This window comes from Bacillus sp. FSL R9-9834, assembly GCF_038006905.1.
In the GTDB taxonomy this organism is placed as follows: domain Bacteria; phylum Bacillota; class Bacilli; order Bacillales; family Bacillaceae_G; genus Bacillus_A; species Bacillus_A pacificus.
On sequence record NZ_JBBOWD010000002.1, the window covers coordinates 195,257 to 210,696 of the forward strand.

At 32.8% G+C, this 15,440-nt stretch carries 8 protein-coding genes and 1 pseudogene; 1 reads left to right on the forward strand and 8 read right to left on the reverse strand.

Translation table 11 applies throughout. The annotated features are described in order from the left end of the window. Window positions 1-43 precede the first annotated feature (43 nt). The 6 genes and pseudogenes from ltrA to MKY00_RS28680 all read right to left on the reverse strand — a co-directional run bounded on the left by ltrA (window position 44) and on the right by MKY00_RS28680 (window position 8,732). Window positions 44-1,876, reverse strand: coding sequence for a group II intron reverse transcriptase/maturase (gene ltrA, locus MKY00_RS28655; protein WP_016117798.1), 1,833 nt, complete (start codon window positions 1,874-1,876; stop codon window positions 44-46). A 733-nt stretch (window positions 1,877-2,609) separates the two neighbouring features. Then, a pseudogene (locus MKY00_RS28660) lies at window positions 2,610-4,127 on the reverse strand (ATP-binding protein); the annotation flags it as partial. A 59-nt stretch (window positions 4,128-4,186) separates the two neighbouring features. Then, entirely contained in the window at window positions 4,187-4,591 is a 405-nt protein-coding gene (locus MKY00_RS28665; protein ID WP_000192353.1) for a TcpE family conjugal transfer membrane protein, read from the reverse strand. 39 nt (window positions 4,592-4,630) lie between these two features. Then, the gene (locus tag MKY00_RS28670; RefSeq protein WP_000421394.1) at window positions 4,631-4,921 is read right to left on the reverse strand and encodes a hypothetical protein; all 291 of its coding nucleotides are present in this window, start codon (window positions 4,919-4,921) and stop codon (window positions 4,631-4,633) included. A 2-nt stretch (window positions 4,922-4,923) separates the two neighbouring features. Next, window positions 4,924-6,030, reverse strand: a complete 1,107-nt coding sequence (locus MKY00_RS28675) for a conjugal transfer protein (protein WP_000239389.1) — start codon at window positions 6,028-6,030, stop codon at window positions 4,924-4,926. A 992-nt stretch (window positions 6,031-7,022) separates the two neighbouring features. Beyond that, window positions 7,023-8,732, reverse strand: coding sequence for a hypothetical protein (locus MKY00_RS28680; RefSeq protein ID WP_001118186.1), 1,710 nt, complete (start codon window positions 8,730-8,732; stop codon window positions 7,023-7,025). Window positions 8,733-10,086: 1,354 nt separating this feature from the next. Here MKY00_RS28680 and MKY00_RS28685 point away from each other — a divergent pair. Then, window positions 10,087-11,784 (forward strand): helix-turn-helix domain-containing protein, encoded by a 1,698-nt coding sequence (locus tag MKY00_RS28685; RefSeq protein ID WP_000442644.1) that lies wholly within the window; start codon window positions 10,087-10,089, stop codon window positions 11,782-11,784. A gap of 199 nt (window positions 11,785-11,983) precedes the next feature. On the opposite strand, the gene MKY00_RS28690 is transcribed toward MKY00_RS28685, so the two are convergent. Both MKY00_RS28690 and MKY00_RS28695 read right to left on the reverse strand, forming a co-directional pair. After that, window positions 11,984-13,321, reverse strand: coding sequence for a hypothetical protein (locus tag MKY00_RS28690; protein WP_000829615.1), 1,338 nt, complete (start codon window positions 13,319-13,321; stop codon window positions 11,984-11,986). Between the two features lie 43 nt (window positions 13,322-13,364). Next, window positions 13,365-15,059, reverse strand: a complete 1,695-nt coding sequence (locus MKY00_RS28695) for a hypothetical protein (protein ID WP_000413214.1) — start codon at window positions 15,057-15,059, stop codon at window positions 13,365-13,367. Between the last annotated feature and the right edge of the window lie 381 nt (window positions 15,060-15,440).

Genomic DNA, 15,440 nt, shown 5'->3' on the forward strand with positions numbered 1-15,440 from the left:
AGCATACGGCGTTCCATCGTTTCCAACTGACTTTAAAATCAAATTATGTTACTATCGGTTCATTTCCAGCTTTAGTTCTTAGCACATTCAGTTTATCCATTTGTTTCTTGTTAAGTTTAAAAGACCGAAGGTAATGTGTAATCTTATTAAGATTCGTCATGTGAATCAGTTTGTGTATAAACCAATCTACAATTACCAAGTTGTTGTACTTGTCATCCCCACCTTGTTTAATGGGAACAATGTGATGACAATGAACACGTTCAATACCAATTTCCTCACCAGTTACATAACACTTACCATATTGAGCAACGTATTTTGATATCCTATTATCGTTGTACTCAATACTTTTATTCTTCGAATAAGTCCTCATAACTTGGTTGAGAACATCCTTAGGTATTGCCTTAAGATTACTATGTACTTTATTACGCCCCGTTTCCGTATAGTTACAGATAACCTGCGAAAAATTCCACGGGTTTTTATGATGTATTCCTGTAACTGGTAAGAGTGGAGTGTTCTGTACAACGTAAATCTTAGTGTTAGGTTGTATTCCTTTGGTCTTCCTTTTAAAATTCACAGATGTTTCACAGAACTTCATGTGCTTCATATTGTTTCTAAGTCTGGTTCTTATGACTCTTCGCAGAGAGTAATTTACCTCCGTTAAATCCATGTAAATTGTAACCGCATATTTAAAGTAATTTTGTATACCAAGAAGGGTTGAATTAAATTGAGTAACTTTCTCTGAAGTGGGCTCCTTTTGAATTCCTTTGATTCGTTCTTTTAGTTGTCTTTTAGCTTTTGTAATAGCTTTGTCGGACATACTGGTTTTTGCAATATATCCAAATTTAGCTTTACCTTGTTTAACCACTTTGATTTTGAATCCAAGGAAAACTGACGAGTTTTTCTTGAGATTAACCACTTTGGACTTTTTGGGGTTAATTTCTAATCCCAAGCGGGATTTGAGAAAATCAACTGTCGCATGATAAAAGCGTTGTGCTTCATCATAAGTCCGACACATTATTTTGAAGTCATCCGCGTATCTCACTACATAACCACATTTTAGATTCGTGTACTTCCTAGCATATTGTCGAAACCCTAAATGCCGAGTAGAGATTCTGTGAGGTTTGTAGGTTTCCCATTGGCTACTTATCCACCAATCAAGTTCATTTAGAACAATGTTGGAAAGTAAAGGAGAAATAATTCCTCCTTGCGGAGTACCCTTATTGGGAATACCCTCTCCTTCTATCTCAGATTTAAGGATTTTTGAAATAACACATAGAAGTGATTTGTCTTTTATTCCCAAAGTCCACATTTGCCTTAATAGCTTTTTGTGGCATACATTATCAAAGAACCCCTTAATGTCAATATCAACACAGTAGTGTTGGTGACCTATGTTAATAAGACTTACAACTCTACTTAGTGCATGGTGTGTACTTCTGTTCGGTCTAAATCCATAACTATGGTTATGAAACTTAGCTTCACAAATAGGTTCCAATACTTGGAGGATAGATTGTTGTACTAATCTGTCCCAAATTGTTGGAATCCCCAGGGGTCGCTTCTTATCACTGCCCTCTTTTGGGATAAGGACTCTTTTAACTGCTTGTGGTTGATAGTTATTTAATCGTTTTCTAACTTCATGAATAATCTTTGTATCGTTTAGGTGCCAAATATCTTTAATGGTTAAATTGTCAACTCCAGCCGTGTTACTCCCCTTATTAGTTTTGATGTTGCGGTATGCTAATCTAATATTTTCTTCCGAACCGATAATATCAATTAATTTATAGAAATTGTTACCATTAAGGTTATTAGAATATAACTCATCATACTTTCTTTGCATGTCGTAATATTCACTGTGCCTTAGTTTAGTTTTCTTTAACATGGGCTGTAACCTCCCCTTATTTACTGGAGGTTTACATCTCTTTAGTCTTACTCGAAACCATGTCAACCATAAGTAACAGTCAGTTTTCAATCGACTAGTGGCTATCCCTCCACGTTCGTTACACGTTTCATAGGTACTGTGCCACCACTTTCACTGTCATAAACCTAGGTTATACAATTTACAATTGTTTTCCCTAGAACCACTTCATCGGAAGCAAGCCCTCAGTGTTGACAGCTTACCACGTTCCGTCATTCCTATCTGTGCATATACCGTTAGGTTTCTCCTATGAGCCTGCTACCTTGATATTGCCTGTAACAATATATGGACTTTCATAAAGGCGAGTTTTACTCATCCACAGTAGCGACACTAATTGTGTCAGTAAGCCTTTCGACTTACTTCCGATATAGACCCGTACCATCAGAGATTCGTCCGCACATACCATACTCTATTGGTTCATAGTGCATACTAACCATAGGTAATTTATAGACTTCCGGTTTATAGGTTACACCACCCACCTCTGAGTGACTTTCGTATCCTATAGGATTACGGTAACTCTCAACCGACTTCACCGAGCTTCATACAGTTCAGTTCTTACTAACTTCACTGCATGTCGGAGTATTAAAGGAAGTCCTTCAAGGCGTTACCCTATCATTTGACTTCTTGGAATGACAGTTCACTGTTGAACTGTAAGTTCGACAATGCCTAAGCTTTTCACTTAGGAACGTGTCGCACCACCTTTTGGATCGACTATCAGTGTTTGAGCTCCTCCAAGTACGGCTAGGTAAACAATTAAGTTCGTTCCAAATGATTTACCGGAACCAGTACTTCCTGTTACTGCAACTGAAAGTGCGCTTGTTTTTTGATTTGCAACGGTATTAGTTGCTGCAAGTGAGGGTGTCATATAAACTGCTTTATTTAAAATACCAGTTGTTCCAATATAAAACCCGATATTATCTCCTAAATCTTGTGTTGCACCAAACATACCGGCTGCTAGAACTCCAGGTTCCATAAAGTGTATATAATCATTTACATACCTTCTAGAACCAGGGATAAATTCATTAAACAGCAGGAACTGATCTCCATATGGTCTTACTAGTTCAATCATCATCTCTCTATAAATAGAAATGAGTGAATTGGTATTTCGACGCATTGTATCCAAATCTTCAGCACATATACAGAAAGATACTGATGTCTTAACTAGTGGCATACGTGTCTTTTGTATAAGGGCTTGTAATTCAGTAGCTTCTTGAACACCCTCATACACGTTTAGTCCAACAGTTTGTGAATTTTCCCTTGCATGTGCCTCTTGATCTTCTAAATCTTTTTTCTTTTTATTTAGTTTAGATAGTGCTTTGCGATGATTAATATTTTCTGTGCGTACACTCAGTTCAATTGGAAAATCGATATTTTGAATCATATACATCCACTCTTGGTCTGGAAACTCCATTGTATATGGAATCTTGGATGCTGATAAGAAACTCATATATGCTGGATAATCTAATCCATCAGAACCAATTTGGTTCATTTCTATATGTCTTCCTTTAACCTCTACTTCTGATTCCGTTAAACGTAATAGACTCTCTTGATTCGGAAAGATTGCAGAATCGTCATCAACTACTGGTGGTGTCCATCCTGCTGTAACTGGTGCTTCTAATGTACGATAGAAGTTTCGTAATACAATCCATTGTGTTTCATTTGTTTCTAAACTTCTTACTGCTAAATGTTTTCTTATTTTGTTTCTAAAGGCACTAGCTTCCCGCTTATACATCTCCAAATCAGTTTTTAATATTTTGGTATCACCAAGCAATCCAAACTGCTCTGCAGTGTTTTTAAAGGTATGAAATGCAGTGTAAAGCATTTCCTTAAGTCCCTCTTGTACGTGACGTACTTTTAATTTCACACCAATAAAGTAACGATACTCTACAGCATTTTTACCAAATTTTCTTTCTAACTCATGGACAACGTCGTCAGTATGATCTATTGCCAGCTCTTTTAATTCTCCACTGATTGTTTGTTTAAACTCATCGGCTTTCTCTTTAAAATTCTGATAAACAGGTATCATTAAGAGGTGTTTTTCTTCTTCGTAATTCCAAAATAATCCGAGTTGGCGCATAAACAACGTATTTTTATCATCGTCTCCTTTAAATTCATAAGGAATACCGTATGCCTCATAATACGCCCAGCAAGAACCATCTTGGTTAAAAATCAAATTATCATGAAAATATTTGACTGGAAATTCAACCTGATTCATTTGTGCCTCCTTAGAGAAGAATATGAGACTAAACTAATTCTTCCGTATAGATTAATTAATTACTTTTTCTTAATTGAATCATCCTTAAATCGAACTACTGTCTTATATTGATAGCTTCCAATATTGCCAGTTGTATCTTTATAACGACTCAACTTCTTTTTTTCAAATGTAAATACAAAGAATCGATATATAAATTTGTGTGGACTTTTTCCATCCAATTCTACATTTCCAAAGAAGTACGCTATACCACCAGGTAATATTAGATATTTGAAAAAGACGTTATTTCCTAGTGGTAAAATCTGTTCTAAGAATATTATTATTAATAGTGTTCCAACAAAAATCCCCAGCTGTCTGTAAGGTACAGGGAAAGGGAGTGTTATATCCCTTATCCCATATAAACTCTTAGGAATATCCCAAATAGAGTTGTAAGTCCTTACTTCCTTGCGAGTCGGTTTCTGAGTCACTTATACCAACTCCTTAAAATTTCTATTTTTTACAAATGATCATTTAAATAATAAATTATATAATTTTGTTCCAAGGTCTTTGAATACGTCTGGAGTGAATACAAACACAGATACAATCGCACATAGTACTAACCAACCAATTAGACCAGCCATTTGTCTTTTTACAAGTAAAACTATTACACCGATGATTGCTACAACTAAAAAAATGGGACCTAACTGAGCTACTAACCAGTTTTTTGCATTCACTCCAAAGTTAATGTTGCCTAAGACTGCTGCATCCGTAATAGCAGGTAATTGCTGAGCAACCATATCTAATCCCAAAAGCTCCATAATTATTTACCCTCCACTTTCTCTAATGTGTTTTCAAATTTCTTCATAGAGCTAATTGAAAACTTGTTATCTTTATTTACAAGATTTAAATCATATGTGTATGTGTACTCTAAGCTGCTATCATTGTCTTTTAACTTGGCATCAACTAAGACTCTGTATCCTTTATCCTTATCTTCATAAATTCGTAGATTTTCTAATTTGCTAAATGTCATAATACCTTTTAGTCCATTTGTTATATTACTTTTTTCAAAGTAGTAAGCAATTTCTTCTGGTGTTCCTTCTGTATATACCTTAAATACAGATTGTAAAAATTGTTCTACTTTTTTTATTTCTGCATCTGTATTAATTTCTCGTCCTTCTGATTTGAAAGTTGCTACTTTATAAGCTGCCTTTTCTCTCTCTCCATGAACGATTGTAGGATTGTTAGGGACTACCATTTTCCCTTTCTCCATTAAAATTGGAATTGAGAAGTATCTTGTTACTTCTTTTGGTTCTTTTGGTGTGTCTGGAGCTTGTGTCGTTCCAGGAGCAGGATTATTTACAGGTTCTAGTTTTTGAATGATTTTTAATGTAACTTCTGCTTCATTTCCCTTTTGTCGGACCTCTACTGCTTCCGATTTAACTAAAGTACTAGAAGCGTTTTTTAAAGTGTCTCTATTTAATCCACCTTGCTCATCAGATCCTTCAACTAGAAATTTCTCTAATCGTTTTCTTCGTTCTTCAGCTACATTCATATCAACTTTCCAATTAAAATAATTAGCAGCAAAATTATTCGCATATGCAATTAATTCTGCTTCAGACATTTTAATTTTTACAGGTTCCTCTTTCTTTTCCTGAACAGCTACTGCTCTAGGAGGACCGGCAAGTTGGATAAATGAAAGGGAGCTTCCTACAACCACAAATCCCATTACAAACCAAAATGTAACCTTCCCTACTTTTCTTCCTGTTATCGCTGGAACTTTCTCCCTTGTTTTACGTTTCTTCTTTTCTTTAAGAGCTTCTGAATTCTCTTGTTGCATATCTAATATTTCTGTTGTTTTATTTTTTGCTTTTTTAAAGAATGTAAATTTCTTTTTTTCGGGGTTTTTCTGGGATTTCTTTTTTACCATGTCTTCACCTCTCTTTTTAAATGGTTAGGAGATTACAAATTTCATTGTAATTTCCACTAATCAACTATCTAATTTAAGTATGATTTACTTTTTTCGGAAATCTAAGAGAAAATGAAAAAAATTATGTTTTATATTAAATTTTTTTAGAATCAGTTATAATGTTTATTAGAATACATAAAAAACCAATTCCATTTAGAAATGAAATTGGTTTTACACAGAATCGCTTCCCTATAGTAAGTATTACTCTAATATAAAACCTAATATAATATATATCTTTAATATATTTAAAGAATAAAGATAAAACTTTTATACAAAGAAAAAGTAGTGTTGGACTCTTGCTGTAGCAAGGGTCCATTATTATTTTAGTCATAAAAAATCATAAACAACAAATACTGGAAACGTAATTATTACTTATGGTTACGTTTTTAAACTACATAAAATCAAAAAGTGGAAATATAAAACCTACATATAATCATCATTATATTGATGCGGAAAACTGAATAAATAATAAAGCTAAATCTTAAGGACTTACAAACAAATTTTCCACATTTAGATGAAAACTATACACAAACTACTAACAAAGTGATCAAAGTTAGAAACAGTATCCACTTTTTAAACATAACTAACATAGATTTTTCTGATTTTAAGTAGATTTAAAGATAAAAGCCTATAAGAACTGTATTTCGAGCAATATATTATACACACATGGTCTAATTTATTAAGATATCAACACAATATTAAAAAAAGTTTATGTTTTTTTGTAGATAATAAACGAATTTCAAGACAGAAAATTCAGATTTATAAACTTGGAAACTTGTGAATAATAAAATTTACGCAGTCTGCAATATATGAAATTGCATAAAAATAGAGAGGAAGTTTTCAAGTTTAATGAAAACGCCTCTCTTTTTTATTTGAAGCAATCCACTTTAAATGTTATCTCCAACACGAATAGCCCTCTACTTTTGGTTTTTTCAAAAATAGAGAGCTTATCATTACATTGCTGGAAGCAGCTGATCAACAGTATGTGGCACTTTTTTTGTTGAACGGTAGTATGCTTCTAAAGAATGAAGAAACTGGATTAAATCAAAGTCTTCAGGGACCTCAATCACACGAATCTTTTCTTTCGGCAATTTATCAATTTTTTCAATGAACAGTTCACGAATATCGCTAGGGATTTGATTTCCTTTATGTCCACTGGACTTTAAGAGTTCGCGAATTTCAATTTCTAATGCTGTATATGCGTTAATATTTACGCCTTGTTCATAAGCATATTTTCTAAATAGTGATTCCTCTTGATACTGCATGTAATTACGATGGTAAGCATCTATAGTTACAGGTACAGCATATTTTGCATGAAGCAGGTCATGCGCTTTTCGGAATAGCTTTTGAACATTGCGTAAAGAGTATATAGCAAAATGAGTACCGAATTTAAAAATGGCCTCTTCTTGATCATGTTTAGGTACATTGTGTGTAATTAAAGGATAAATACCAGTTTTAGCAGCTGTGTCTAATACACGATATTGAGAAGATTGCTTTAATAATTTACTTAGTGTATAAACAAGCTTTTTAGGATATCCTTCTTGTCGATCAATCATTTCTCGTAAGCCACGAACTACTTGGCGAATTTGACGGTGACAAGAGTGTTTTAAAACGTTAATGAATTGGTTCATATCCTTTGCAAATTCAGCAATGTTCATTTCAACTAACAAGTTTTCAATGAATTTAACTTTACGCTTATATGTATCTCGTGGTGTAAAAGGATCACGGTATTCTGCTCCTTCTTCTTTCGCGCATAAGAAATCAGGATGTACAGATAAATGCAATGTTGTGTATTGCTTTTTATTCCTCTTCCCTTTTTCTAACTTACAAATTTTAAATAAAGGAGATCCAGTTGCAGAAAGTTTTGTTTCTAATTCATCTAGTACAGCACGAATCTGATGTGGGTATTTCTTATGTAAGTAATGATACATACCACCAAAATGAGTTGAGTTTCCTTGCTCATCAACTTTGAATAAAGAACGTTTCAGGGTAGTTTCGCGTTTCTGCTGCATTGCTACATCCATGAATAGTTTCTTAGCTGCAATTGATAACTCAAAGAATTCTTTGGTAAATACTATCGGGCTAATAAATGTATAGGCATTTGCTTTATTCGTTTCTTTATTCATGAAATCAGTTAAGGTAATTTTATATTTACCACTGTATTCATTTTCGATTGTAATGATGTTATGGAAACTTAACTTCTTCAAAGCTACATAAAATTGTGAGTGGTGAATATGTGCAAATGCTTCTTTATAATTTTTATAATCTTCCCAAAGCATGTGGATCGATACATGTGAAAGCTCACCATATGTATTACATTTTTTATGAAGAAATAGAAATACTTCTAGATCAGCATTTGTAATACCATATAGTTTATGTTTTCTGCCTTCGTTTTTATCAAATTCACTTACTTTATCTACAATCTTTTTCATTTTCAGTGAAAAAGATGGCTTTGCTTTAGCAACAAATCCTTCTTCATCTGCAATTCGTTCTTCATAGGACATTGACTTCACAATGTCTTCTAGATAAGTATCTTTAAAACTGTAATACTTACCTTCTAAAGCTTCTACTAACCTTTGCCATGATTTAATTGTTACAATTACTGGTGTTGTTGTTTCACCATTCAAACTACGTTTGTTCTTTATAACGAAAGGTTTTGCCATCTTTTTCACCTCCTTTTATTTTAAGTTGCAGTTTTCCCCACAATTAGATATAGATTTTCATTTTTGATTATATCAAATCGAATACTGGTGAAATCTGTCCCTTTAAGAGGAAAAATAAAAAAATGAAACGTGCCTCAATCCCTTGTGCGACAAGGGGTTTGACGTTTCATTAAAAAAAGTTTGTTGCCACCATAGGGCTATGAAGTTTTTTGAATATGAAACGTATTATGTAGTGAGATAAATCCCTCGAAACCATTGATTTTATAGGGTTTTCATCTAATCTCGTTTGAAAGTTGTAGCCATCATATAGCTATAACGTTTCATGTTTTTACAACGAGTTGTATTTTATTGAAAACTGCTGTAACCCTTGGTGCATATAGGTTTTTGGGATTTTCACAGTGAAAGTTGTAACCATCATATAGCTATAAACGTTTCAGTTCGTTTCATGTTTACTGCCATCATATAGCTATAACGTTTCATATTTTTACAACAAGTTATATTTTATTGAAAACTGCTGTAACCCTTGGTGTGTATAGCTTTGTTGGGATTTTCACAGTGAAAGTTGTAGCCATCATATAGCTATAATGATTTTACCTTGTTTTTTTACGTTTTTTATGAAATGGCTTTGTATCAACGTTTATTACTAATTTTAATAGAATAAAAAATTTTTTTAATCAAATGATTTTCAAGATATACTCGTTTCATTTTTTCAAAGTTGTAGCCATCATATAGCTATAACGTTTCATAAATTACGAAATTGTAGCCATTATATAGCTATTCATTATTAAAAGTAAGAAGTAATAGCCATGAGAAGGCTATACAGTTTCAAGTAAGAAGTAGTAGCCGCGATATGGCTATAAAATTTGAAATAAGAGCTTATAGCCATGATAAGGCTATAGTTTCAAATAAGAAGTAATAGCCGTGATAAAGCTATAAAATTTGAAATAAAAGCTTATAGCCATAATAAGGCTACATAGTTTCAAATAAGAAGTAGTAGCCATGATAAAGCTATTCAGTTTCAATTAAGAAGCAGCTGGCGTATTTTAGTTGTGACCTAAAGTAACAAGTTTCTAGTCGTTAAGCAAAAAATCAGTGTATTTAACTAATTTACTTTTAAAAATTGAAATTGTATTGTAAAGTAGTGATTTTACAAATAGAAGCAGTTTTATATAATTAAAGACAAGTAAATAGAATTAAAATGATTCACAATAAAACGAGTAAAAACCAATAATTGTGTGAATTATTCAGATAACATTTCAACTTAAAGGTTATGTAGCCATCATATAGCTATGACGTTTCATATTGTTAGGATTTAATTATATTGGTTAATAACATTATTAGGAGGTACTTAAATATGGAGAGAGTAATAGCATTGTTCAGTGACGCCCTCCTACTTGCTGCTCCAATCTATGAAGAAAATAAGCAGTTATGGGCTAAATGGCAAAAATATTATAACGAAGTCCAAGAGAATCACGATAAATTAGTAACTTCAGCTAATATATCCCCTTCTTTCTCAACACTTGTTTCTTGGCTGGGGCAGAAACAAGAACAAGGAATATCGTTATTGCACATTTACGCGAATCTAGATAAATATAAAATTGAGATTCAAAATGTATTAGATAAAATCATTGAACAAGAGTTTGGAGAAAAGTTTGAAGCAGCTGAACCAACTCAAATTTCAAATCCTGAACATGGTCATATAGAAGAGCGTATAGCAGATATGCCTGACGAATATTATCCTGTATCAAATGACGCAATGTACTATCAATTACGTGATGGAATAGCAAAAAATCAGTTTGAAGAAGATGAAGCAGCGGCAAAACCGGTACTGCCATTAGAAACAAAAAATTCAAGCGGAGTAGCACAACTATCTTCACATAAGGATGAGGATTTGAGATTAGTGAATACAAATGAAGCGGAAAGATGGTCTATATTGGTTGATGGAGTAATTAGTAATATGGATGATCTTACAGCAGACTGTTTAGATACCATTACAATACAATGGTTAAATCAAGCTAAATCACCAGATGAATTCATAGATTTTAGTTATGAGAATGTATTGGAATTATGTAATATGCCAAAAGCATCAGCAAATGGTGTAGAGTATTATCGTGCAGAAGATAAGATAAAGGTAGCACAACGTATTGCAGCGTTAGCAAGCATCTTTATTTATTTGAATGATGATAATGAAGTTGTAGTACTGAACGATCAAGCTGAAACTGGAGAAAAATTTGAAGTAAAACGTGAAGTAATCAAAAGGCTATTCGTACTGGACTCTGTAGTGTTATGGAGAGATAAGAATACAAATGAATATATGGGGATAGAATCCTGTAAGATTAAACCGGGTAGTTTCTTATCGGGCTATTTGTATGGATCTAATAGCACAACGGCTTTATTATCGAAAAAAGCATTAGAGTATAATAGCTATAGACACAAGTTTCATAAACGTTTAATACGTTATTTATCCTGGCAGTGGAGAATCCGTCAACAATACAGTACTTTAAAAAGACCATACTCCATTGGTGGAGAAAAAGGTCTACTATCTGTAATGGGTATTACACCCACAAAGGGTCGCCCAACTCGAACTCGTGAACAATTAGAGAATATTTTAAATGATTTAGAAAAAGAAAATGTAATTTCACATTGGGCGTATGCAGAGGAATTGGATGAAACAAAGATAGGCGAACGTAATTGGTTTAAGAATTACTATTCCAAATTAGGAATCATTATCTTACCACCAAAAGAATTAATGAATAATATATATAGTATGGTAAAGAAAAAAGCAATAGATATGCAAGAGAAGCAGGAGGACCATTATATTGCAGAGACAGTAAAACAAACTCCTGAAGGATCAGAAGATGTGATACGAGAAAAAATTATGTATCAGCATATGCATCAAAATAAAACAATGCGTGAGATAGCAGATGAAATAGGTTTATCCCCTGCTACACTATCAAGATTCTGTAATAACAAAATGAAGCGTATTTCAAAAAGTGTTAATGAAAAACTAAAAAAGTGGTATGAAAGACAAATGATTATAGAGTCAATGTAAAGAGAAGCAGATCCTTTAAAGGGAGAGGTACCTGCTTCTTTTTAGTTTCTTCACAAACTCATTTGAATATTTAGCATAAAGAACTAATTTTCTTTAATGAAATTGCTTCGGAGTTTAGCCCAATTGCTGAACAAAAAAACTACACAACACAGGATTTTTAATCAAACTATGTTTTAAATTCACATTTGGATGTGAATTTCTAATCTTTATCCTTTCCATCTGATATTCCTCTTGGATGCGCTCTTACTTTAACTTGCCCATCATTCCTCGTATGCTCCGAAACCCAATGAGGGCCTGGCGATTCTCTCTTTTCTGGATAGTTTATTTCCTTCATAACTGCATTCTGCTTCGAATGGGAATCTGAAGTTTCCATTTCCTTTGCTACCAGACTCCCTTTATTTCTATTATCCATGCTATTAATATTAGATCCCTTTGACTCATTGATTCTAGAATCTCCCCTAAAAATCTTTGAGAGACCATTTGAAAGCCCTCGACCTATACTATCAAGATTTCGAATAATTTCTTGCTTTGCGCCTTCCACAAAAAATTTTCCAGCATATTTAATTGCTCCCTTCCCTAACTTATATGCAACAGTGTCTTTAAGATTTTGTAACTTATTCGTAGATTTAGAATCTATGCTATCAACTTTATCATTTTTGCTATCAAAATTCTTAATAGAAGCAGTTTCATTATTAGCTTTAGCTTTAACTTCAGCTTTAGTTGTATTTTGTCGTTCCTGTTCTAATTCTAACTTGCAGTCTATAAAAGAAGTCGGGATTTTCTCTTTGTTCTTTAATACTTCTGCTCCCTTAATTGCCTTTATGAAGATATCTTTTCTTTCTTCTTTAGTTATTGGGGTATTCTGTGTTGTTCGTTGACTAGGCAATTCATTGAACGCTGCATAATGTAAAAAATCATACGTAATATGGATCATATCTTGATTCGAAAAAATCGGATGTATGATTTTTTTTCTTGGATATTGCTTTTGGAGATTATCAAAACGTTCCCTTTGCCTTTTTGTAAGACGTTGTATATTTTCTTCACTAAAATTTCTGTCAGCATCAAAAAAAGGAATATCATATTTACTCTTACATATACGCTCATATTGGTCTAATGCATAGTTTATTTGTCCAGTTTTTATATCTGGACCTGCTACACACTTAATAAAGTCCCCAGCCTTAATAACATGTAATAAATCACATTTTGAAGTTGGATCCGGATTAACAATTGTCATCAGTACTGGTTCCTTATTCACAAACGAATTATATTGAACATTAATAATCCATTCAGTAAAAAAACCACGCCAAATAGCGTAGCCTTGCTTTTCTTTATAATTTTTTGATTTAAGTAAATCTATTGGAGAAAAGGATTTGCTAACAAGTTCTGTAGCTCGCTCTAGTGTAATATTATTAGCATTATTAATAACCCCTTGGATAACAGCCTCCCTATATGGCTCTGGGATATAAAATGACTTAGTAAATAATTTACATAAATTATCCCTATCTATTATTTGTAACATGCTGATGTTTTCGGCCATATTTATTCCCTTCCCCTCCCCTCTTATCATTTTTATAGGCTTTCTATAATAAGTTCATTACTTCTTGTCTCTCTATCCACTTATCCAGTTTATTTTTTGTATCATCATTTAATCGTTTTCTTTGACCGGATAACATCCTTGAAAGCGTTGAATACGAAATATCAATTTCTTTCGCTAACCCACGAATACTTTTATTATTCTTCTCTTTATACGTGTTCATTTTTTCGATATAGAACTCAATACTATTAGGAATTTCTTGGTTTAGTATACTTACAGGCTTCTCTTCAATTACTGATGGCTTTTCTTCCATCTCGATAACTAATGGTACCTGTTGTTTATTTTTCTTAGTTATTAACTCTTGTTGTAATTTAACAAGTTCATTTGTAGGAGAAATAATGACTTTCAATTTTAACCAATAGTTTTCAAACCAGTTTTTTCCCTTACATTTTTCTTCATCGATTTCAGGAGAGTATTTCCACTCTTGAATTACTTGGTCTCTCATAAGATCATCTAACGTCTTTTCGAAAACTTGTCGTATTAGGCTTGGTTTTCTATTCATACTTATCTCCATTACTTGTAATAGCCCTTTAGGACCACCAATACTATATGAATGAGTTAGATGTTGATATGATTGTTGAATACGCCAGCGCCAACTTAGATATCTAGTTAACCTTTTGTGATATCTCTGCTGCTTGCTGTTATACTCCAATGCTTTCTTAGATAATAAACCTGTTAACTTTTCAGAACCATATAGATATTTCGATAAAAAACTACCTGGAGTAACGTTCATACTCTCTATTCCTAATGTTTTATCCGTATCAATATCTTTTGCAATGATAATTTCATCCATTACAAACAATCTTCTAATTCTTTGTTTTTTATATGCTAGTGTTTCATTCGGATCCTCTTCATTCAATATCACGATCTCATTATCTTCATTAACATAGATAAAAATACTAGCAAGAGCAGCTAAACGCTCCATAATCTTTAATCTGTCCTCTTTTCGATAATAAGCCTTACCATTTTTGATTTGCTTCATATTACACATATCTAATATTTGTTCATAATGTACAGGCACAATAGTCTTATCATTTTCTGCACTCTTTACCCATAGTTCTGTAACAATATCGAGGCAGTCCGCCGTCAAATCATCCATTACTCGTGTTAAAAAAGTAGAGTCAATCAAAGTATTCCATCTTTTTAACTCTTCCCTTTGTAACTTCATATCACCATCGTCGTGTGACGATACTACGACTAGACTATTTTGTTTATCCTGCAATTGCGCAATACGAACATTTTTATCTTGATCATCTGTAAACTTATTCTTAGCAATGGTGTCCGATAAATGATACATAAATCCTGCATTACTTCGTTCTATATACTCGCTCTTAGCCTCTGAATCTAAAGGCAATTCTTTTTTGATAACAGGCAGTTTAATTCCAAATTCCATATATAAGTCGTCTTTTAAACATTCGAAAATTTCTTCCTTATGATTATCTAATTTTGGAAGAATGTCTATCGCAGATAAACCTAAGGCTTCCTTTTTAGAAACCCATTTCACTAACCTTTCAAAAGTCTGTGATGAATAAGTTGAGTTGTAAATTGCCTGTAAGTCTCTTTCTACATCTTGATAGAACTGTTGCCATTTATTTAAAACTCTTTCACTACCCTCAACTCCAGTTAGTAGAGGGTATGCTATATATAAGGTGTTTTGAAATAGTACTTTTAACTTTTCCACTAATAATCCTCCTAAATGCTCCTAATACAATTATATCAATTGCTACTTATCATTCATACCATTCTAATTAGAGTTTCGATAGGATATATTATTATTGAGCATTCCAATGAGTATTCCTATTGTTTAGCTCACAAAAAAATCATGAACAATTAATATCTTTTTGTAAACTGAAGTGCCCATGAGAAAGGTATCTATCCAGAAGCAGGTAACTTTTATGAACACTTATTAAAGAAAATTAAAATGCAATTGATTATGAGTAGTGGGAATAATATTTAACAAACCTTTTTATAAAGGTTTGCTTTGAGGGTTCAGTAGATTTGACATAAATCCATTATTTAAGGTGGAATGAAAGTAAACAAATAAATATAAGTTCACATAAAA